Here is a 22,642-nt window from a genome sequence, read left to right as displayed (position 1 = left end):
CCAAGAGCGCGGAACCCGATGGTATGATGTGGGGAGCGTATTGCCATGTGTCTTTTATATCGGGCTGATGGAATATGTCTTGTGCAAAGGAATGACTCGAGATGAATATAAAGTATGGAAAAAATATCCTCTTCACATCAGGCGTTTTGCATAGATTTATGTTATATTTCTGCAAGTTTTAGGGAAAGTTCTTCCGTCATTTCATCAAGGGTAAACAATCTCCCCCAATTAAACTTTTTCCACACCGTTTTTGGTTTATTGGTTTTATCGCTAAACATATTGCCGCCAAAGGTTTCACTTTTTTTTCGTGTAGAGAAATTAATGCTGGTAATGTTTTGTTCTCCGGAAGATCTGCTATGTTCATCCTTTTGAAAGCCAATCAGTTCCATTTTTTGATTCTGAAACCTGAATGTATAGTCAACATTACTCACCCCATAAGAACCACAGCTTAGCCAGTATTGATAACTTAAAATCAATACTCCGTTTTTGATGCTGATGGCACCAGTTTCTTGTAATGGATCGGCAAGACAGGTGTTATCTATATCATTTTCAGTTGGAATGAAATTGGTATTCTGCGCCTGTAAGCTGTAATTGCCGGATGTTTTAAAAAGGACCAAAAGCATACGGGAATTCACATTCAGTTTATCACTGCCCATACCCTCGTTTTTGATGATGTTTTTTGGATTGGTATTCTGGATAATGATCGCTTCATCAGGTACATGATCTTTATTTAAATCACCTTTGGCCCGATAAATTATTTTCCATCCTTTTGGAACAAATGCATTTATATTAATGCCTGTTTTGGGGATTTGGGGATGATCGCTTTGGGCGAATAACTGAACAGAAATTAATAATAACAATAGGCCTGTAAAATTTCTCATATAGCATGAATTATAAATTGGCTACCAATAACACGACAAATTTTTCATATATATGGTATTTGCTAATCAATAAACTTAATCTTTATCAAGATAACAAGCAAATTAAACCGCTTTTTTGTGTAAAGAGTTATCCTGCCCAGCCATCCCTATCTAAGCTCCTGTAATTAATTGATTCGGCCAGATGTTCAAGCTCTATGTTTTCACTGTCGGCTAAATCGGCAATGGTTCGTGCAACTTTTAAAATCCGGTCGTAGGCACGGGCCGATAATCCTAACCTTTCCATTGCAGCTTTTAATAGGTTGGTTCCGGCTTCGCTGATCTGGCATACTTTGCGTACCATTTTCGGACTCATTTGAGCGTTGCAATGTAACTCTTCTCTATCCGCAAAACGTAAATTCTGAATTTCCCTTGCTTTAATTACACGTGTCCTGATGTGGTTGCTTTTTTCTGTTTCGTGTGAGGAGGCAAGTTCGGTAAAATCAACAGGGGTAACTTCTACATGCAGATCGATCCGGTCTAACAGCGGTCCGGATATTTTGCTCAGGTATTTCTGAACCACGCCAGGAGCACACACGCAATCTTTCTCGGGGTGATTGTAAAAACCACAAGGACAGGGATTCATGGAAGCCACCAACATAAAGCTGGCCGGATATTCTACTGAAAACCTTGCTCTTGAAATAGCCACTTTACGGTCTTCCAGAGGTTGGCGCATAACTTCTAAAACGGTTCGTTTAAATTCTGGCAGTTCATCTAAGAACAGAACGCCATTATGTGCCAGCGATATTTCTCCTGGCTGTGGATGTATTCCACCGCCTACCAGCGCAACATCGCTGATGGTATGGTGTGGAGAGCGATACGGACGGCTTGTCATTAACGCATCGCTCGCAGCAAGTTTTCCGGCTACAGAGTGAATTTTTGTGGTTTCTAAGGCCTCATTTAAATTTAACGGAGGCAATATCGTGGGCAGGCGCTTGGCCAGCATGGTTTTGCCCGCTCCTGGCGGACCGATTAAAATAACATTATGACCACCTGCCGCAGCAATTTCCAATGCTCTTTTAATATTCTCCTGACCTTTAACATCAGCAAAATCATGTTCGTAATTGTTGATGTTTTTTAAGAATTCTTCTCTGGTATTTACTTTAACTTGTTCCAGCACTTCGCTTTTGTTAAAAAAAGCAACCACCTGAGCCAGGTTTTCTACGCCATATGCTGTTAAATCATTTACGATGGCTGCTTCGCGAACATTTTGTTTTGGTAAGATGAATCCTTTAAAATTATCCTGTTGCGCTTGTATGGCAATGGGTAAAGCTCCTTTTATGGGCTGGATACTTCCATCTAAAGAAAGTTCGCCCATAATAAAATAATCTTCCAGTTCATCGGCTGGGATTTGCCCTGATGCAGCCAGAATGCCAATGGCAATGGGCAGATCGTAAGATGAGCCTTCTTTTTTGATATCCGCTGGTGCCAGGTTTACTACAATTTTCTGTTTAGGCATGCGAAAACCTGAAACATTGATGGCGCTGGCCACCCTTTGCAAACTCTCTTTTACAGCATTATCGGGCAGGCCCACCATATAGTATTTGGTGCCCGCGCTAATATTCACTTCGATGGTTATGGTTAGTGCATTTACGCCATAAACAGCACTCCCGTATGTTTTTACAAGCATTTAGTTTAATTAAAATAAATTCGGATGTAAACTATTCGGGATGAATATTGATTCTAATATACAATTTGTTTAAAAAAAGATCAAGTTTTAGTCCTTAAAGTTGCTTTGCTTGTACTAACGGTTACTAAGCTCCACCATCAAATCCTGCATTATTTCCAGAACTTATAAAACAAAAAATCCCGACCATTACCGATCGGGATTTGTATTATTTAATTAGATGCTGAAACAAGTTCAGCATAATGAGGTTAAAATCGGGATTTAAATTTTTAGGAGGAATAAAGCCTTGCGCCCTAAACCCTCTACCCTAAACCTTTTAGTCTATCTGCCAAATGGCATTTTAGGCATACCTTTCATCATGGCTGCTGCGGCTGCTGGGTTCGAAAACTGCTTCATCATTTTGCGCATATCCTCAAACTGTTTAATAAGTTTGGTTACTTCCTCCACCTTGCTTCCTGAACCTTTAGCAATACGTAACCGGCGGCTTTGCTGAATGCTGTCCGGGTTTTCTTTCTCAAATGGTGTCATCGAATTGATGATGGCTTCGATTGATTTGAATGCATCATCCTGGATGTCTACATTCTTCATCATTTTACCTACACCGGGTATCATGCCCATCAGATCTTTCATGTTACCCATTTTCTTGATCTGCTGAATCTGGTTGTAGAAATCGTTGAAATCGAATTTGTTCTTACGGATTTTCTTCTGCAATTCTGCAGCTTCTTTCTCATCAAACTGCATCTGTGCACGTTCAACCAGTGAAACCACATCACCCATACCCAAAATACGCGAAGCCATACGATCTGGATAGAAAACATCCAATGCTTCCATCTTCTCGCCGGTACCGATAAATTTAATAGGCTTGTTTACTACTGATTTAATGGAAAGGGCCGCACCGCCGCGGGTATCGCCATCCAATTTGGTTAATACAACACCTGTAAAATCCAAACGATCGTTAAATACTTTGGCCGTGTTTACTGCATCCTGACCAGTCATCGCATCTACTACGAATAAAATTTCGTGCGGTTGAGTTTTGGCTTTAACTTCGGATATTTCGTTCATTAACGATTCGTCGATCGCTAAACGACCGGCCGTATCGATAATGATGACGTTATTTCCATTTTGTTTACCGTGTGCAATACCTTCTAAAGCAATGCCCACAGGATCGTTTGATGCACGGTTTGCGTAAACAGACACCCCAACTGAAGTTCCTAAAACCTCTAATTGATCTACAGCTGCCGGGCGGTACATATCGCCTGCTACCAATAAAGGTTTTTTACCCTTGCCTTTTAAATGTAGGGCCAGCTTACCGGCAAAAGTGGTTTTACCCGCACCGTTTAAACCTGCAATTAAAATGATGGTAGGGTTTGCTTTTGTATTTAACTCTGTAACCTCACCACCCATCAAGGCAGCAAGTTCATCATTCATTATTTTGGTCAGCAACTGACCTGGAGAAACGGCAGTAAGCACATTTTGTCCCAAAGCTTTTTGCCTCACCTCATCAGTAAAGGCTTTTGCTGTTTTATAGTTAACATCGGCATCTAACAATGCTTTGCGGATTTCTTTCATGGTTTCTGCCACGTTGATTTCCGTAATACTGCCCTGTCCCTTTAATACCTTAAACGCTCTATCTAGCTTGTCCTGTAAATTATCAAACATCTTTTTTTAAGCTAAAAGCCTTATGCCACAAGGCAAAAAGCCACTTGTTTTTAATAAAAGGCAAATGTATCAAATTTTGCTTGTAAATCGCTGCACCTCAAAGCCAAAAATCTTTTTTTGAAAATGGCAAGTTGTTCTTGTGGGAGCTGTAGGTCGGCCATCCGTTTTGATCTATGTATGTTATCGTTATGCTTAAACAAAGCAGACTCCATCACTCCCGATTAAACTTACCTGGCTTTCGCAGGACTTATGCCGAATTTTTTACTAAAAGCACTGCTGAAATGTTGTACAGAAGAATAACCTAATTCATCAGAAATATGCTTGATATTTTTGCTGCTATCGGCCAGGAGTTCTTTTGCCCGCATCAGTTTATAATCACTTAAATAACCAAAAACAGTGTTATGAAATATCTCTTTAAAACCTTGTTTCAATTTAAACTCATTTATGCCTGCTGTTTTTGCCAGTTCAGTTAAAGAAGGTGGGTGACTTGCATTTGCCAACAAATATTCGCGGGCGTAATAAATACGGTCCTTATCATAGGTAGATTTAATAGTAGTGGTATTTCTTTTTTCAGCTGCCTCTTCAAATGCCTGGGCCTGTAGTGCCAGCAATTCGAAACATTTAGATTGAAGAAACAATAATTTTAACCCGCCCGTAAACTGACAGTTCATAATGTCGTTTATGCAACCGTGCATGGCCAGGCTGATGGGAAGGTTTTCTGCAGAAAGCTCTACAGAATGGTTATTGGTGATTTTTTCTGCAAAGTTTCTCAATAACGTGCTACTTTCACTGGTTAAATCAATAAAGCGGTTTCTTTCAAAATTTACTTCAAAAAATTTATGTGGTTTGTTGGTCGTAAATTCTGCCATCCCGTCAAAATCAGGGCTATATATAATATTATGCTGGTTTGCTTTAATGTCAAGCCGCTTATTGGTGAGATAATTTTCCATGATCCCTCCGCCGGTAAGCGAAAAATGTAATTCTACCAGTTCAGGTTCATCAAAAGCTTTAATGCGCAAACGGTTTTGCTTTACCAGCATATCGCCATACACAATATAAATGCCCGAAAAAGCAATCTGCACAATCTCTGCATCGCCAAAAGGGAAACTATACCTATCGCGGCGCTCTCTTACCAACGCCGTTTGAAGTTTGGCGTTGTCGAACATGGTTGCTACAATATAAGGTTTATTGTCGCTATCGTAAATCTTTAAGGCCATAAAATCCCTTTGATATAAACTTTAATCCTTTTGGTGTAAAAGGGTGCCTTGGTTAGACCATTACTTTTGTTCAAAGTTACTAAACAAAAGAATACGATGCCAAAATTACCATCATGGCTGGCCAATACAATGGAAAAAGTGATCAGCAATAAAATATATCAGGTGGAAGTTGCAGATACTAAAATGTTAAACAGCAACTTAAAGCGTGTTACCTTTAGAGGTAATTTTTTCGAAGCTCAATTTATCCCTGGAACAGAAGTCCTGTTAAGGGTTAATGCGAACGAGTATCGGCATTATACCTTATCTGGCTTTGATCAAATGGAAGGAACGTGTGAAATTATCTTTTTTTTAAACAAACAAGGGCCGGGAAACAGTTTGGCCGCGAATATTCAAAAAGGAGATACTTTAAAACTTATTTTAGACCGTGCAAGAATTAAATATAAGGAAGGCGCTAGTCAGCACTTCTTTTTTGGTGACGAAACCAGTCTGGGTTTATATGAATCGCTTGGTAAAAAAGTGGTAGATGATGAGGTAGAGTATTTCGGCATTCTGGAACTGCAGGAAGAGAACTTCTGTTCAGTTAAACAGCTAAATCTGTTGATCGATGTGGTACCTTCTGATATCCATGCTCCGGCTAAAAATGCCATTAACTGGATGGAAAACATGCATCCTCTGTGCTGGGAAATGTGGCAAAATGCTACTTTTTATCTAACGGGAAGGGCAAAGTCGATACAGCAATTTAAAAACTATCTAAAACAAAGGGGGGTAAGCTTTAGGCAGATTGTTACCATGCCGTACTGGGAACTGGGTAAAGTTGGCGGTGGATAAAACTACCTTGGAAAGGTAAAGCCAAAACCCAGTGCTAAAGTCTGGTTTGCCTGTATTTTGTTCGTGCCGGTATCTTTATCAAAGAGGAGTACACCGGTTAAGCTCGTGTTCATGAAGCGATTGATTTTTGCCGTTAAGGCAACATCTAAGCGGTGATCAATATTGCTCATCTTAAAATCCTGATACGGAATGAACATCTGATAACGTGCTTTAAGATTTGTATTGGTAAATATATCTTTATCAATTGCACTTACAATCTGAAAAGCCAGCTCATTACGTATTTTTTTGCCGTACTCTACACCAAAAACAGTTGCTTTTGGCGGTTTGGTGTTATCAACAGGATCAAGAAAAAGCTTTTCATCCAAAACAAAAGTTTGGCGTGCAGTACCGGTACCTATACGGGTAGAGAAATATTTAACCGGTTTATATTCAAAACCTATAGATTCTGTAATATAACCAGGGCCCATAAATTTTGAAATCAGCGTGGCGGTTTCCTGGCCATTTACCATACTGTAAGAATAACCGTTATCAAACTGAGATTCAAAACTTAGCGATCCAAAGAAGAACCAGCTCTTCGACAATTGAAACGAGGCCTTGTTATCCCAGAAAATACGGTCGTTGGTTTTCTTTTGCAGCTGATCTTTATTTTTGATTTTACCATACTGCAAAACCAGTTCACTTACATAACTATAGCTGTCTTTGTTGTATTCTGCTTTCCAGTTTAACAGTCCCCCAACCGCTACAGAGTTGGTTCCCCCGCCTTTCCAGTTGTTACTGAACTGCGCCTGGTTAATGTTGATGCCTATATTTGTTCTTGTTTTCCAGTAATTAATCTTGGCGTTTACAACCAAAGGCTTAATTTTTACTGGTTCAAAGTTTAACGGACCCTGCCTGCTTGGCAACGGACTATGCTTTAACTTGATATTCAAGTCTTTTGTGTTGATCGGAATAGTATCAATTTCCTGTGCATATATTTTTGCAGAGCAGAAACTCAGAATCAGGATTATGGCAGCTAAACAGTTCTTCATTACCTACAAAGAAAGAGAAAAATTTTAGAGATAAAAAGCATTTAACAAAATGATTACCGGAACACCCTTTAACACAAAAGTAAAGATAATCGTTTCACTTCTTCCCGATCCAGCCATACCAATTGCCATTTTTCAGGTAATTTAAATCAGTTTCGTGCTGGTATGCCTCTTTTTCAAAAACGATATTCCGATAGGCCAGATCGTGTTCTTTGTATCTGATGATGTTGATCAGATAGTTAATCAAATATAAAATATAAAAGGGGAATATCAGTAATTCCAGCTGTTGACGCAAGTGGATTTTCTCGTGATTGATAATTTCCTGATCGTTTTTAAGCCTTGCCGATTTTAACAGGATAAACGGAAAGATGGCCATGCCTGCTGCAGGTAGTTTTTTAACAATCAGGATTGGCGCACTCATAACTTATCAATCGTTATTTTGGGCAAAGCAGGCAATTGCAAGGCCTTAGGATTTAACCGGTAACTTTTGTAGGCATTCCTGATAAAAAGATTAAAAGCATAATCTGTAGCATCCAATACAAATTGATAAGTTGGACGGTATTGCTGCATAAAATCAGTCAGTTCGGCATCTTTTATGCCCAGTACCTGGCTAACCAGATTAGCGTTGAAACGATAATCGATCAGGTCTTCACGATAATCTTTTTCCAATACTTTTTGCAGGTGACGGGCATTTCTGCCCTGCCTGCTCAGCAGGTTGTAAATTGCATCGATACCTAAACCTACGCCACCATTGCCTAAATTCAGTAAATCTTTACTGCTCCCTTTCATGGTTTGGTATCGGTATTCCTGAACATTTTTTTCGTATTGCTGCTGTGGTGTCAATCTCTTTTGTTGAATGACTACATCACGTAGTCTGATGCCCAGCGATCTGAGTTGAAAATATGCCGCAGTTTGACCCTTAAAAACAATTGTATCTACGCCATAGCCAGATAAAGCCGCAACCAAGGTATCGCCAGGAAGGGCAAAAGTGCTAAATTCGCCTTTTGTATTGTTATATAAGCCATCACCCGTACGGATATTATAAATATAAACCTTAGCCAGACGCTGCTTGGTTTCTTTATCAATAACAATACCTTGCACGGGTTTATTTTGTGCATGTAGCCACGTAGAGAAGCTGAAAACAAGTACAAAGGGAATAAAAAATTTCATTCAGCTATAAAACTACAAATATCTTGCTGGCTATTTTTTTACTTAACATTATTTAACCTTCAATGTTTGGCCTATTTTAATGGCATCGGTACTCATTTCGTTAAGCATTTTTAACTGATCAACCGTTAAATTAAAGCGTTTTGCAATATTATAGAGTGTATCTCCCTTAACAACGGTATAAGTTCCGTCGGCAAGAATTGGTTTTGCCCCTGCTGGTGGCGTTTCAACTGGCGTAAACTTAGCCTTTTCCTGAGGGATATTTTTATTGATTTCTGAAAATACACGGTCTTCACGCGCAATTTTTTGCTTTTCGCTTTCTGGTTGATCGTATTGGTAAAGCTGATATTTTTCGATGGTGTTGATTAACAGATCCGGGTATCTTGGATTGGTTGCATACCCTGCAGTTTTCAATCCCTGCGCCCAGCTCTTATAATCGTTTTTGTCCAGTTGGAAAAGAAAACTATAGCGTTTACGCTTTAAAAACTCAGAATGGTCTCTGAAAGATTCGCGGGCATCTTTATATACCCTAAAACAGTCGTTTTTCTGGTCATCATCACGAAAATAGTTTTTCCCTTTCCAATCTGACGTACATTTAATGCCAAAATGGTTGTTAGCATACTTGGCCAAATCGCTGTTTCCACTACCTGATTCCAGGATCCCCTGTGCCAAAGTGATACTTGCAGGAATACCGGCCGAGTTCATTTCTTCTATGGCCACACCTTTAAATTCGTCAATATAACTTAAAGTGTTGTAACTTTTGTAATTGTTGTTGTTCGCTTTATTGGCTGCTTTTTCGATCTGTTTATTGTTTTTGGAAAATTTTCTGCTGCCGCATGAGCTAAAAAAAATAAGGATTGCCGCTAATAAGATAAGATAATTGGTTGAACGCATTGTATGGTGATGTTTAATCGGTTAATTGTTTAAAATTGCTTTAATGAGAACTGCAAACTGGATAAATTGTTAAATCGGTTAACTAGTTATGGTGAACTGAAAATTGCAAACTGGAAATTAGACTCCGGACGCTCAACTCCAAACTCAAAACTTAATCCGCTGTCCTGGTTTTAAGTTTGCCTTTTTCATGCCGTTTTTTTGCATAAGGGCCTTAACCGTTGTACCTTTCTTTTTAGCAATAATGCTTAAGTTATCTCCAGATTTAACGGTATATATTTTTGTTCTTCTTCTGTTTTTTGTACTGCGACGAACTGGAGCTGCATATACAGGTTCTTCGTACCCCTCTGGCCGCTCGTCGTATTGATAGAGCTCATATTTCTTAATTAAGCCGATTACCTGGCTGGCCCAGCTTCTGCTTCGGGCATAACCGCAGCGGCGGATGCCATAAGTCCAGCCTTTGTAATCGTATTGGTCGTATTTTTCAAAAAGATTGTTAAAAGGCTCCCGGGTTTCCATAATTTCTACAAAATGGCTGTAAGATTCATCGGCATTTAAATAATCGCGGTATGAGGAGCGTATTTCTGCATTGTTGTTAGGCCCCTTTACACCAAAATGGTTATTCAGGTGCTGGGCAATTTTACTGTTTCCAGCGGCAGATTCGTGTATGGCAACAGCTAAAATAACGCTGGCCGGAATTTTATAATCATGCATTAAACCTTGTGCATATGCCACATGTTCTGCAATATAATTGTCGGTATCTTGTGCTTTCGCAATCATTCCCGTTAAAAGGAACAGGCAAAAAGTAAGGATTTTCTTCATTTCTTTTTTGGTTAATAGACCATGGTCTAATGGTAGATAGCTTTGGCTTAGAAGGCCATGAGCCATTAACTATTTGCCATCATCAGTTCTTCCTGATTACAAATAAACCATCCCGTACAGGTAAAATCAGCTTCTCAACACGTTCATCTGCAGCTATTTTATCATTAAAACTAGTAATATTTTTGGTGTCTTTATCCTGTTTTTCCTGAAGTACTTTTCCACTCCATAGTACATTATCAACAATGATCATCCCGCCAGGGCGGACACGGTCAAAAATGAGATCATAGTATGTGCCATTGTTTTTCTTGTCTGCATCGATAAAAACAATATCAAAAACCTCATCCAAATCGTTTATCGTAGTATTGGCGTCGCCAAGGATATACCTGATCTGGTGATTAAAGGCAGATTTGGCAAAGTTCCGGCGAACCATGTCCTCCAGTTCCTCATTAATATCCAGCGTATAAATTAGGCCATCTTTGTTTAATCCCTCGGCGAGGCATAAAGTTGCATAACCTGTAAAAGTGCCGATTTCCAATATTCTTTTTGGGGAAACCATTTTGCTGAGCATGCTTAGTACCCGGCCCTGGTAGTGGCCAGAAAGCATTCTGGGCATTAAAACTTTAAGGTTGGTTTCGCGGTCTATTTGTTGAAGCAATTCACTTTCAGGTTCACAATAGGCAATCAGCAAATCCTGTAAATCGTCGTTTATTAGGCTCATTTTTTTGGTTATAAACGGTTACTTTCCATAAAATATTGTAAAATAATGGTCGCGGCAATGGTATCTACCCGGTCCTTGTCTCTTCTGTCTGTTTTTTTGAGTCCGCTCTGCATAATCGCCTGTTGTGCCATTTTAGAAGTAAAACGCTCATCAACCCAGTACCTTGGGATTTCGGGAAATGATTTTTTCAGCAGCGTAGCAAAACCTTTTACGTGTTGTGCCGAATCAGACGGAGAACCATCCATTTGTTTAGGATCGCCCAGCACGAAGGCCTCAACCTGCTCGTTAAGCATATATTTTTTAACATATTCAATCACATCTTTAGGATGCACCGTATCAAGGCCTGTTGCAATGATCTGCAAAGGATCGGTTACGGCAATACCGATGCGTTTTGTTCCGTAATCAAATGCGAGGATTCGTGCCATAAATGTTAAGCGTTTGGTGTAAAGCATTTAGCACCAATTAAAAAATAAATGCCAAAGGTAAGGTTTTTGAAATTATACGTAAACTTAGGTGGTAATGCCTTGTAACATGTTTGTATTGACTGAAAAACAGAGTTTTCTACTTTTTGGAATAGCAAAACCTGTAGTACTTAGCCATGTCGGGTCCTGTATGCTTTAGTCCGGAAGTAAAGTCGGGAGCTGCGGCTCCCATCAGTTTTAGTTGACCCGGGCCAGTGCAGTTTGGAGAAAGTTATGGCGTATAAGATTTAATGTTCCCGAAGAATTACCGATTTAGTTAAATAAACCCCACTTGCAACGGGCAGGTGATAGAACAAAAGGCCCGGAGTGAGCGAGGACTTAAACAGATCGCAGGGCTTTCAGTACCGAAACTTGCAAGCCCCTGCTTTTTAAAAATAATGTGGGCACAGCAATTAAAGGAAAAAAATCTAGTGAAATGAGTCCCACAATCCAAATTCCGGAGGTTTTTATCACATCAGAAAGTGTGTTTCAAAAGTAAGAACGTGAGGAGGAATGTGTGAATCTCATATCTATTTCTTATTTTGCACCAAATGCAGTTTAAAGAAATTATAGGACAGGAAAGAGTGAAGCAACAATTGGTGCAAACGGTTAAGGAAAACCGCGTTAGCCATGCCCAGCTATTTTTGTCGCCTGCCGGTTCTGGTGCTGTACCCCTGGCTATTGCCTATGCGCAATATATTAATTGTCTTAATAAAGGCGAAAACGATAGCTGTGGTGAATGTTCGAGCTGTAGAAAATACGAACGTTTAATTCATCCTGATCTGCATTTCTCTTATCCTTTTTTTGCTTCGGTAAGTGTAAAAACAGCGGTGGATGTGCTGGAAGAATGGCGGGGTATGTTACTGCAGGATCCTTATTTCGATATGGATATCTGGCGTTCCAAATTAGATGCGGCCAATAAGCAGGCCAATATTAACATCGCCGAATGCCACGATATTATCAAAAAACTAAGCTATAAGGCCTTCGAAGCCGAAACCAAGATTTTAATTATGTGGCTTCCCGAACACCTCGACAAGGCGGGAAATGCCCTGTTAAAATTAATTGAAGAACCGCCTGCAAATACTTTATTTATTTTAATTGCTCAAAGTCAGGACCAGATTTTAACCACTATCTTGTCCAGAACACAGATTGTGAAGATCCCAAAACTTTCTTCAGAGGAGGTGACCGGATATTTATTAAATGCCAGCGGATTAACGGAACATCAGGCTATTGATTATTCCTTTTTGGCCGATGGAAATTTAATTGAAGCGAAAGCACTTGCGGCAGATACGCAAAGCGACAGTTCAGGTACGTTTACTGCCTGGTTAAGGATGGGTTTTGGCAATAAAGTGCCCGATTTAATCGAGTTTACGGATGAGGCAGCAAAATGGGGAAGAGAAAACCAGAAGAATTTTTTGAAATATGGCGTAAATTATTTACGCGAATGCTGTTTAATTTTAAGTGGTGCCGAAGAATTGGTGAAATTACCTCCCCTAACCTTCGAAACCGCTAAAAAACTCAGTACACACGTGCTCACCCTGCCCATGGCAGAGGCCATTATCAGTGAACTGGAAAAGGCACATTACCACATTGAAAGAAACGCAAACCCAAAAATTCTGTTTTTAGATGTATCTTTACAATTGGTAAAAATTATCAAGTTTAAAACGCTCCCTGCGGGGACTCAATATATATACAATTAATATGGGATGTGGAAGTTGTTCAACAGGTGGTGGTTGCACCCCTAATGGATGCAAAAGTAATGGCTCATGTGGCACCGGTGGGTGCCAAACAATGGAAGTGCACGATTGGCTGTCTAATTTGGATATGCCTGCTAACTATAAACCTTTTCAGGTTACAGAGATCAAATTTAAGGGTTCGCGTAAAGAGTTTTTCCTCAACAGCGATAACATTTACCTCGAAATCGGAGAACTTGTTGCAGTTGAAGGGCCAACCGGTGGTTTTGATGTAGGGCATGTTTCGCTTACCGGCGAGCTGGTGCGGATCCAGATGAAACGCCGCAAAACCACAATCGATCAGGTAACCAAAAAAATATACCGTAAGGCTACCGAAGCTGATGTGGAAAAATGGAATACTGCCAAAGGAATGGAATGGGAAACCATGCACAAGGCGCGTAAACTGGCATTGGATCTGCGTTTGCAGATGAAAATCAGCGATGTGGATTACCAGGCCGACAAAACAAAAGCTACTTTCTTTTATACTGCTGATGGCCGTGTGGATTTCCGCGAGCTGATTAAAAAAATGGCCGAGAGTTTCCGTATCCGGATTGAAATGCGCCAGATAGGAATGCGCCAGGAAGCCGGCCGTTTAGGTGGAATCGGTTCTTGCGGCCGCGAATTATGCTGCTCTACCTGGTTAACCAATTTCAAAACCGTATCTACGGCTGCGGCCCGATATCAAAATTTATCATTAAATACGTTAAAACTTGCTGGGCAGTGCGGTAAACTAAAGTGCTGCCTGAACTATGAGCTGGATACTTATCTGGATGCCTTAAAAGATATTCCTGATAGAATTGAAAACCTGGATACTGATGCTGGCTACGCCCGTCACCAGAAAACAGATATTTTCAAAAAAATCATGTGGTTCAGTTATCAGGGTGATGAGAACTGGATTCCGGTTAAAGCTGCGCGCGTAAAAGAGATTATGGCGATGAACAAAGCGGGTAAAAAAGCGCCTAACTTAAAAGAAGAAGCTGTTCAGGTTGCTGCACCGGTTGTGGTAGAAAAATCTTTCGATTATGAAAATGTTGTGGGTCAGGACAGTTTAACCCGCCTTGACGAACGTTCCCGAGGTAAAAATAACCAGGGCAGGAACAATCAGAAAAATAACCGTAACAACAACCAGAATAAGAGAGAAAGAGTTGCTGCCGGAGAGAAAAGTGCAAATAGCCGACCTCAGCAGCCTCAACAAGGTGCACAGAAAGGGCAACAAAGTGGAAAACAACAGCCTAATGGCGCAAAACCCCAACAAAATTCTGCTCAAAAACCTCAACAAACGGTACCGAAACCACAGCATGTTAATGGGCCAAAACCTCAGAATAATAAACCGAAGCAGCCACAAGGGCCGAAGCCTGTAGCGAAAGCCGAAGGAAATGTTGCGGTAGATGGCACTAGGCCAGAGCAGAGCAAAAATAAAAACAGAAATAATCGTAGGAAAAACAATAACCGCCGAAACAATAATAATGGCTCCGAAAATAAACCTGTTGCTGAATAAAAGGCAAATCATTTTGCTTGCCTTTTTATGGATGGTTACACTGTTTGTAGGCTGTACAGACAGTGTTGTGGATAGCAATGTAGAAATTGCCGACCGCAGGTGGACTTACCGTAACCATATTTCTACAACATTTGATATTAAAGACAATACCAAAGCCTACAATATTTATTTTAAGTTAAGGCATACCGCCAATTACAAATACGCCAATATTTTTATTCTGGCCCATTTTAAAGATGGTAAAAAGGTGGTAACCAAACGTTATCAATACAAACTGGCTAAAAATGATGGAGAATGGTTAGGTAGCGGTTCCGGAAATGTATTTAGCTATACCCTTCCGATGTTGACCAACCATCATTTCCCGCGAAATGGCAAGTTTGAGATTGAAATTGAGCAGAATATGCGCGATAATCCGCTTTTGGAAGTAAGCGATGTTGGTTTGACAGTAAGCGAATCCTCAAAAAATTAAAATTAATGACCCTTGAAAATAACGCTCTTTAGATTAATCTTTTTAGGTCTGGTCATAATATTTTCATCATGTGTGACATCTATCAGTATTCAAAATAATTACAGGTATTTTAACAGGCTTTCCAGCTTCATTCCCCTTGAACCTTTTAGCAATACCAATTGATCATGTACCTGATTTTCTGTAAAAAAAATTTCGGCATCGGCTGGCTTTTCGAAATATAGGCCATCAAATTCATCTTTAAATGCGTAGAAATCCTTCCCGATAAATATGATCTGATCTAAACCACTTTCATTGGCTTGTTTTACGATGAGTTCGTGTTGGTCATGTGATTCAGGGCCTAATTCGAACATGTCGCCCAATATGGCCATCTTTTTAACTGCTGATATCACGGAGAGATTTTTCAAAGCCGCTGCCATACTGCTTGGGTTGGCATTATAAAAATCGCAGATTACCGTATTTTTTTCGGTTTTGGTGAGTTGTGAACGGTTATTTTTCGGCTGATAATTTGATAAGCCAGCATTGATTTCTTCAGGCGACATGTCGAAAAAATCTCCTATACATATCGCAGCCAGGATATTTTCGAAATTATAACTGCCGGTTAAATTGGTTTTTACCGATGATGAAACTTCGTGATTGGTCCAGTTCACCTCGATAAAAGGATCGCTGCTTTTTAGCTCCCCTTTAATGGTATTTCCATTTTCAGTTCCATAATAAATAAGCTTGTTTAAACCCGCTGCCATGCTCATTTCAAGCAAATGCGGATTGTCTCTATTGATAAAAGTATAACCATTGCTCTGCTTTAAATAAGCATAAAGCTCAGCTTTACCTTTTTTTACCCCTTCAAAGCCACCAAACCCTTCTAAATGCGCCATGCCCACATTGGTGATAATGCCGTGGGTGGGTTGTGCTATGGTAGAAAGTAATTCTATTTCTTTCTGGTGGTTGGCACCCATTTCGATTACCGCAATCTGCACATCCGCTGTAATCGATAGTATGGATAGTGGAACGCCAATATGGTTGTTTAGGTTACCAAAGGTGGCAAAGGTGTTATACCTTTCGGATAAAACCGCATTGATCAACTCTTTGCTCGTGGTTTTTCCATTGCTTCCTGTTAAACCGATCACCGGGATATTAAGTTGTTTGCGGTGATAACGGGCCAGGTCTTGTAGGCTGCTTAGCCCATCCTCAACCAATAAAAACCTTTCGTTTTGTGCATATTTTTCTTCATCAATTACAGCAAATGCAGCTCCTTTTTCTAAGGCCTGGGCGGCAAATTGGTTGGCATTAAAAAGATCTCCTTTCAGGGCAAAAAAGATACATCCTGGTGTAATGTTTCTGGTGTCGGTAGAAATGGTTGAGTTTTCCTGATAGTATTTGTACAATATCTCGGTTGTAATCATGCTCATTTTAAAAAAATATGACGTAAAATTAAGCTTTAGCAACAACAAAAAACAAAATTAGTACATTCGGTAAAATTATTTTAACATGAAGAGACTGTTAACGTTATCGCTGATCTCATTTAGTTCCATTTTTTTTGTGCATGCGCAGCTAAAATCGCCTGATGATTTTTTAGGCTACGGGTTAGGTTCGCACTTTACCCCTCACCATAAGGTGGCCGATTATTTTAGACAAACCGCTTCTATTTCTACTAATAACATGAAGCTGATCGAATATGGTAAAACCAATGAGGGCAGGCCATTAATGGTAGCCATTATTTCTTCACCAGAAAACATCAGCAACCTGGAACAGATCAGGGCTAATAATTTGATTTTGGCGACAGGAACCAATAATATGATTGATTTAACTAATCAGCCTGCCATACTTTGGCTAAGCTATAATGTACATGGCAATGAGGCAAACTCTACTGAAACTGCCATGAAGATGCTTTATACCTTAGTCTCGGGAAATAACAAGCCTGCTAACGAGTGGTTAAAAAATACTATTGTAGTTATTGATCCCTGTTTAAATCCTGACGGAAGAGACCGTTACGTAAACTATTTTAATAGTGTGGTAGGAAAAACGCCTAATTCCGATCCCTTGTCAAGAGAACACATAGAGCCTTGGCCAGGCGGCAGACCAAACCATTATTATTTCGACTTAAACCGCGACTGGGCCTGGCAAACCCAGATCGAAAGCCAGCAACGGTTGGCACTATATAATCAGTGGATGCCGCAGGTACATGTTGATTTTCATGAGCAGAGTTATAACGAACCCTATTATTTTGCACCAGCTGCGGAGCCCGTTCACCAGGACATTACACCCTGGCAAAAAAGTTTTCAGGTGGTTGTGGGTAAAAACAATGCCAAATACTTCGATGCCGAAGGCTGGCCATATTTTACCAAAGAGCGTTTCGATCTGCTTTACCCCTCCTATGGCGACACTTATCCCTTGTATAATGGATCAATTGGGATGACTTACGAGCAGGGGGGTATCAGGGCCGGATTATCGGTTGTAACCAATGATGGCGATACCTTAACTTTAAAAGACCGTATTGCACACCATTTTACCACCGGAATGTCTACCCTCGAAGTAACTTCCTTGAACCATCAGAAATTATTAACCGAGTATAAAAAATATTTTCAGCAGGAATTGGCCAATAGCCCCGGCATTTATAAAAGCTACATTATAAAAGCAACCAATTTATCAAGATTAAAAAAACTGGCCGAACTGTTAACCAAAAATAAGATCGAATTTGCCTTTGGTGGCGATAAAACGGGAAGAGGTTATGATTACGATACACAAAAAGAAGAAAATTTTAGCATTTCCCGGAATGACTTAGTTGTAAATATGCAACAGCCAAGGGCAGTTTTGGCTAATGTTTTATTGGAGCCACAAACCTTTGTAACCGATTCTAATACCTATGATATTACGGCCTGGGCCCTACCCTATGTGTACGGATTAAAAGGGTATGCCAGTAAAGAAAATATAAGGGGAAAATTTCCGGCGATGGAGGAACCCAGGATTAGCAATACTGAGGTGGATAAACCCCTGGCCTGGCTGTTTAGCTGGGGAACAAGCGAAGATGTTCGGGTTTTAACGGCGCTGCAAAAAGAAAATATCAAGGTGAGGCAGGCCGATCAGCCATTCTCGGTGAACGGCAAAGATTATCCTGCCGGAACACTGATTGTATTAAGGGCAGAAAATGAAAAAGCAATAAAGGGGATGAAAAATAAAATAGCCTTTATTGCTGAGACGTACAATAAATCCATTCAGGCAATAAGCAGTGGTTTCGTGGAGAAAGGGAAAGATTTCGGATCTAACGTTTATCCATTGTTGAAACAGCCTAAAATTGCGGTCGTATCGGGTATGGAAGTTTCTTCTCTGGCATTTGGCGAAGCCTGGTTTTTTCTTGAACATGACTTAAATCTTTCTCCTATGATCATTAATGCCAAAGATCTGAATAACATGGATATCAATAAGGTAAATACATTGATTTTGCCCGACGGAAATTACAGTGCTTTTATTGGCGAAGGTTTAACGGCCTGGTTAAGCAAAGGAGGTAAGCTGATTTTGATGGAAGATGCTATTGAAAGTGTACTGGATAAAAAGGGGTTCGATATTAAAAAGAAGGAAGCTCTGGTAAAAAAAGACGAAAAACCGGAGGCAAACAAACTTCTTTTTAAAGATAAGAACAGAGATGATTTCGAAACGACTATTCCTGGTGCAATATATAAGATCAATCTTGATTCCAGTCATCCGTTTTCTTACGGCCTCGGCAAAACCTATTACAGTTTAAAAACAGACCGTAAAATATATGAGCCATTTGTTCAAGGGTGGAATGTGGGTTTAGTTAACGAAAAAAGTTTAATGGCCGGTGTGGTAGGCAAAAAAGCAAAAGAAGAACTTAAAACAGGGCTTTTAATTGGCGTACAGGATTTTGGCCGGGGGCAGGTTGTTTACTTGGCTAATGACCCACTGTTTAGAAACTTTTGGGAGGGTGGAAAAACGTTGTTTTCTAATATAATATTTTGCGGGTATTAAAAACAGTAATATAAGTTCGGTTAAATTATTAATCTCACATCTGCTCCGGTGTTGAACTCAACAATTAAGCATTTAGAAGAGTATCCTTACCCACTTGAAAAAAATGCTTTGAAATGCAGAATATCAGCAGAAGCTAATAAACTGAAATGGTGAAGGCTTTGTCGGTAACCAGAAAACTATTTATCACCTGGAAGATTATTTCCTGTCGGAAAATCAGACAGCAAGAATTGTTGGCATAATTTCCTGAAAAGTCAGGTCTACTCCTTCTTGTCTGATTTTAAGCAAGATGCGATTGTTTTGAGTTAAAATTTAAGAAATTTTAAATTTTTCTGTATTTAAAAAATGTCTAAATGTATTTTTTATAATTCATTTTGTTTGTCAATATTAAGTCATTATACCTACATTTTTAGTTAAATTTTGTTAAAATCTTGCTTATCTCTGTTATATTTAGCGATTCAAATAATTAATCATTTACAAACATAAAATTTCATGAAAAAACTTTTACAAAGTTTGTTCGTACTTTTGTTTTTTGCATCTACCGCAATAGCTCAAGATAGGACAATTACTGGTACGGTAACATCTTCAGATGATAAACTGCCGATTCCTGGAGTAAGCGTAAGGGTAACGGGAACACAAATTGGAACTGTTACAGACGCTAATGGTAAATACTCAGTTAAAATCCCTTCGGGTTCAAACACCTTAGATTTTTCTTTTATCGGTTATTTAACACAAAGCAAGAGTGTCGGGTCTGCGTCGCTTATTAATGTTGTGATGATGTCGGATTCAAAACTATTAGGTGAAGTTGTTGTAACCGCACTGGGAATTTCGAGAGAAGCTAAGTCTTTGGGATACAGTGCTTCTGTAATTAAAAGCGATCAATTGACTGACGCCAGATCGACAAATGTGCTGAACTCTCTGGCTGGTAAAGCTCCTGGGGTTAGAATAAATTCTCAGTCAGGTACTTTAGGTGGTTCAACAAAAATTGTAATTAGGGGAGTAAACTCTCTTGGTGTAAACTCTCCATTATTTGTAATAGATGGGGTACCTGTTACGGACGGCACATCAGCCGGAGGTACTGCGGCAAATAATGTTGACTTTGGAAATAGAATTGGTGATTTAAGTTCCGACGATATTGAATCAATGACAATTTTAAAGGGAGCTGCAGCTACCGCTCTTTACGGTTCAAGAGCAAAAGATGGTGCTATAATTATAACTTCTAAAAGAGGTGCAAGTGGCTCAAGGACTTCTATTAGTGTAAATTCATCTGCGCGTTTCGAGAACCCCTTAGTACTACCTGAATTTCAAAACGAATATGCTCAGGGTATCTATAACACCACAACAAAAACTTATGATTACGGCTTAAAATATTCAAATGGATGGGGTCCAAAAATCGCTGATGTTCAAAATCAAAAATTTCAGGATTTCTTAGGGCGCCAGGTTACTTTACAGGCCTATCCAAACAATGTGAAAGATTTTTTTAATACCGGAGCTTCATACACTAATAACATTTCAATTGCTGGTGGTGGAGATAACTCAGATTATAGACTGAGTTTTACAAGTGTTAATGAAAAAGGTATTATTCCTGAATCCAAATTAGGTAAATATAATTTTTCTGTTAATGCGGGTAGAAAATTCAGTGATAAGTTATCATCTAGATTTGTTGCCAGTTATACAAGGATAAATGCGGATGGTCGTCCATCACAAAGTTCAAATAATACTAACGTTATTACCTCAGCGATATACGGATTACCTCGTGTGGTTGATATTAATGATGTTAGAGATAATGTAATCGATGCAAACGGGAAACAAATTTTCTTAACTACAGATAGAACTGGTAATAATCCATATTGGATTATGAACTATAATAGGACCTCTAATACAGTAGATAGATTTTTAGGATCATATACTTTTGAGTATAAGCCATTGTCATGGATGACTGTTAGCAATGTTCTTGGTGGTGATATCTACACGGAAAAAAGAGCTAGTGTAACACGTAAAGGTACAGCTGGAATAAATAACGGAGCATTCACAAATACTGATATTTTTCAGAGACAAATTAATGATGATCTCCTGGTTTCAATGGAGCAAAATAATTTAATAAAAGACTTTAAATTTAAATTAGTAGTTGGTGGTAACATTAATGAACGCTCAAGTCAAAGTACTGTTGTTAACGCTACGGATCTAACTATTGATCAATTGTACAATTATTCCAATGCCGTTAAAGCAGTTCCAACTTTAGGATATAGTAAAAGACGTTTAATGGGCTTGTACGGATCATTAAGTGCAAGTTATAAAGATTTTCTATACCTGGATGTAACAGGAAGAAACGATTGGACATCTACGTTGCCTGTTAATAATCGCTCCTATTTCTACCCATCTGTAAGTGGTAGTTTCATATTTACGGAATTATTGAAAGACCAAAATTTAGATTGGCTTTCATACGGTAAATTACGTGCGAGCTGGGCTTCTGTCGGAAGTGATTTATTACCTTATAAATTGGATTTTCAATATGATCCAGTTACGACCATCTTTTTGCAATATGTAGGTGCTCAGACCGCAATTTTTCCTATTGGTAATATTTCTACGGCATTTTCCGGACCTAGAATTCTTCCTAATGCTGCGCTTGTACCAGAGAAACAGAATTCATATGAGTTTGGTACAGAATTGAAATTTTTGAAAAACAGAATTGGTCTTGATTTCTCTTATTATAACACACGTACTAAAAATCAATTGATTGATATTGATGTTGCAATATCTACAGGTTATTTTGCAAAAACGGTAAATGTAGGTGCGATTAGAAATAGGGGAATTGAGGTTGCGTTAAACTTAGTACCGCTTAAAGCTAGAGATTTTTCTTGGGATATAACGGCAAATTTCTCAAAAAACAAACAGGTTGTTGAGGCATTGGCTCCAGGGTTAAATCAGTATAGTTTATCAAGTGGATGGAGTGGTTTACAAATCAAAGCAGAAGTAGATCAAAGTTTTGGTCTTTATGGTTTGGATTGGCAAAAAGATCCAAATGGAAATATTGTTATTGATGCTGCAAGTGGATTGAAAATACCTTCAGCAACAGCGCAGCGTTTAGGCAATATTTATCCAGATTGGATGCTGGGTTTAAACAATCAGTTTAGATATAAAAACTTTAGCTTAAGTGGATTAATTGATTTCAGACAAGGTGGTGTATTCTATTCGGGAACTGTTGCAAACTTGAGAACTAGTGGCTTGGCTATTGAAACAGGTGGAGACAGAACACCTATTGTTGATAAAGGTGTTAATCTGGTGAATGGTCAATATGTAACTAATAAAACTGCAGTTCGAAGTATGCAAGACTATTGGGGAAATGAAGCAGCGGTAGCAAATACTGTAGGTAATATTTTTGATGCTTCTTATGTTAAATTAAGAGAAGTTAGGTTTTCATACGCATTTCCTGCCAATTTGCTTAAGAAGACAGTGTTTAAATCAGCAGAAATAGGTATAGAAGGAAGAAACTTATGGTTGATTAAAAGTCACGTGCCTCACGTAGATCCAGAAATGAACTTTTTTGGAGCAGGTGTTGTTGGTGAAGGTGTAGAATTCAACAGTATCCCTTCAACGAGGTCATTCGGTTTCAATTTGAGATTTGGACTGTAATT

The 22,642-nt window shown here is 39.2% G+C and carries 18 protein-coding genes; 6 read left to right on the top strand and 12 right to left on the bottom strand.

Annotated features, from left to right (window positions below; genetic code table 11):
- Window positions 1-161: 161 nt before the first annotated feature.
- The 4 genes from ACK1I8_RS18140 to ACK1I8_RS18125 all read right to left on the bottom strand — a co-directional run bounded on the left by ACK1I8_RS18140 (window position 162) and on the right by ACK1I8_RS18125 (window position 5,420).
- Window positions 162-881, bottom strand: a complete 720-nt coding sequence (locus ACK1I8_RS18140) for a hypothetical protein (RefSeq protein ID WP_412466701.1) — start codon at window positions 879-881, stop codon at window positions 162-164.
- Window positions 882-1,008: 127 nt separating this feature from the next.
- Window positions 1,009-2,547 (bottom strand): YifB family Mg chelatase-like AAA ATPase, encoded by a 1,539-nt coding sequence (locus ACK1I8_RS18135; protein ID WP_412466700.1) that lies wholly within the window; start codon window positions 2,545-2,547, stop codon window positions 1,009-1,011.
- Between the two features lie 318 nt (window positions 2,548-2,865).
- Complete coding sequence (gene ffh / locus ACK1I8_RS18130) at window positions 2,866-4,203, bottom strand: signal recognition particle protein (protein WP_412466699.1); 1,338 nt, start codon at window positions 4,201-4,203, stop codon at window positions 2,866-2,868.
- Between the two features lie 227 nt (window positions 4,204-4,430).
- Window positions 4,431-5,420 (bottom strand): helix-turn-helix transcriptional regulator, encoded by a 990-nt coding sequence (locus tag ACK1I8_RS18125; RefSeq protein ID WP_412466698.1) that lies wholly within the window; start codon window positions 5,418-5,420, stop codon window positions 4,431-4,433.
- Between the two features lie 96 nt (window positions 5,421-5,516).
- Between ACK1I8_RS18125 and ACK1I8_RS18120 the strand changes: the two genes are divergently transcribed.
- Complete coding sequence (locus ACK1I8_RS18120) at window positions 5,517-6,248, top strand: hypothetical protein (RefSeq protein WP_412466697.1); 732 nt, start codon at window positions 5,517-5,519, stop codon at window positions 6,246-6,248.
- A gap of 2 nt (window positions 6,249-6,250) precedes the next feature.
- Here the strand turns inward: ACK1I8_RS18120 and ACK1I8_RS18115 are convergent, their stop codons facing one another.
- The 7 genes from ACK1I8_RS18115 to ruvX all read right to left on the bottom strand — a co-directional run bounded on the left by ACK1I8_RS18115 (window position 6,251) and on the right by ruvX (window position 11,296).
- Window positions 6,251-7,276 carry a DUF3078 domain-containing protein gene (locus ACK1I8_RS18115; RefSeq protein WP_412466696.1) on the bottom strand — a complete coding sequence of 342 codons (1,026 nt, stop codon included), beginning with the start codon at window positions 7,274-7,276 and terminating at the stop codon, window positions 6,251-6,253.
- Between the two features lie 94 nt (window positions 7,277-7,370).
- Window positions 7,371-7,694: a hypothetical protein gene (locus ACK1I8_RS18110; RefSeq protein WP_412466695.1), complete on the bottom strand. Its 324-nt coding sequence runs from the start codon at window positions 7,692-7,694 to the stop codon at window positions 7,371-7,373.
- Window positions 7,691-8,443, bottom strand: a complete 753-nt coding sequence (locus tag ACK1I8_RS18105) for a hypothetical protein (RefSeq protein WP_412466694.1) — start codon at window positions 8,441-8,443, stop codon at window positions 7,691-7,693. The genes ACK1I8_RS18110 and ACK1I8_RS18105 overlap by 4 nt, the downstream gene beginning before the upstream one ends.
- 48 nt (window positions 8,444-8,491) lie before the next feature.
- Window positions 8,492-9,334 (bottom strand): glucosaminidase domain-containing protein, encoded by an 843-nt coding sequence (locus ACK1I8_RS18100; protein WP_412466693.1) that lies wholly within the window; start codon window positions 9,332-9,334, stop codon window positions 8,492-8,494.
- 144 nt (window positions 9,335-9,478) lie between these two features.
- Window positions 9,479-10,153, bottom strand: a complete 675-nt coding sequence (locus tag ACK1I8_RS18095; protein WP_412466692.1) for a glucosaminidase domain-containing protein — start codon at window positions 10,151-10,153, stop codon at window positions 9,479-9,481.
- Between the two features lie 82 nt (window positions 10,154-10,235).
- On the bottom strand, window positions 10,236-10,871 hold the full coding sequence (locus tag ACK1I8_RS18090; protein ID WP_412466691.1) for an O-methyltransferase: 636 nt from the start codon (window positions 10,869-10,871) through the stop codon (window positions 10,236-10,238).
- Between the two features lie 8 nt (window positions 10,872-10,879).
- Window positions 10,880-11,296, bottom strand: coding sequence for a Holliday junction resolvase RuvX (gene ruvX / locus ACK1I8_RS18085; RefSeq protein ID WP_412466690.1), 417 nt, complete (start codon window positions 11,294-11,296; stop codon window positions 10,880-10,882).
- A gap of 587 nt (window positions 11,297-11,883) precedes the next feature.
- Here ruvX and ACK1I8_RS18080 point away from each other — a divergent pair.
- The 3 genes from ACK1I8_RS18080 to ACK1I8_RS18070 are packed head-to-tail and all read left to right on the top strand — an operon-like array spanning window position 11,884 to window position 15,029.
- Complete coding sequence (locus ACK1I8_RS18080) at window positions 11,884-13,032, top strand: ATP-binding protein (RefSeq protein WP_412466689.1); 1,149 nt, start codon at window positions 11,884-11,886, stop codon at window positions 13,030-13,032.
- Between the two features lies 1 nt (window position 13,033).
- The gene (gene ricT, locus ACK1I8_RS18075; protein ID WP_412466688.1) at window positions 13,034-14,563 is read left to right on the top strand and encodes a regulatory iron-sulfur-containing complex subunit RicT; all 1,530 of its coding nucleotides are present in this window, start codon (window positions 13,034-13,036) and stop codon (window positions 14,561-14,563) included.
- Entirely contained in the window at window positions 14,532-15,029 is a 498-nt protein-coding gene (locus ACK1I8_RS18070) for a gliding motility lipoprotein GldH (RefSeq protein ID WP_412466687.1), read from the top strand. Before ricT ends, ACK1I8_RS18070 begins: the two co-directional genes overlap by 32 nt.
- Window positions 15,030-15,127: 98 nt before the next feature.
- Here the strand turns inward: ACK1I8_RS18070 and ACK1I8_RS18065 are convergent, their stop codons facing one another.
- The gene (locus tag ACK1I8_RS18065) at window positions 15,128-16,429 is read right to left on the bottom strand and encodes a UDP-N-acetylmuramoyl-tripeptide--D-alanyl-D-alanine ligase (RefSeq protein ID WP_412469391.1); all 1,302 of its coding nucleotides are present in this window, start codon (window positions 16,427-16,429) and stop codon (window positions 15,128-15,130) included.
- 85 nt (window positions 16,430-16,514) lie between these two features.
- Here ACK1I8_RS18065 and ACK1I8_RS18060 point away from each other — a divergent pair, with 85 nt between their 5' ends.
- Both ACK1I8_RS18060 and ACK1I8_RS18055 read left to right on the top strand, forming a co-directional pair.
- Complete coding sequence (locus ACK1I8_RS18060) at window positions 16,515-19,010, top strand: M14 family metallopeptidase (protein ID WP_412466686.1); 2,496 nt, start codon at window positions 16,515-16,517, stop codon at window positions 19,008-19,010.
- Between the two features lie 489 nt (window positions 19,011-19,499).
- Complete coding sequence (locus tag ACK1I8_RS18055) at window positions 19,500-22,640, top strand: SusC/RagA family TonB-linked outer membrane protein (protein WP_412466685.1); 3,141 nt, start codon at window positions 19,500-19,502, stop codon at window positions 22,638-22,640.
- The last annotated feature ends 2 nt before the right edge of the window (window positions 22,641-22,642 follow it).

This window comes from Pedobacter sp. KLB.chiD, assembly GCF_047040275.1.
Lineage (GTDB): Bacteria > Bacteroidota > Bacteroidia > Sphingobacteriales > Sphingobacteriaceae > Pedobacter.
Note: the sequence above shows the minus strand (reverse complement) of the source record. Positions and strands in the feature narration are given on the sequence as shown.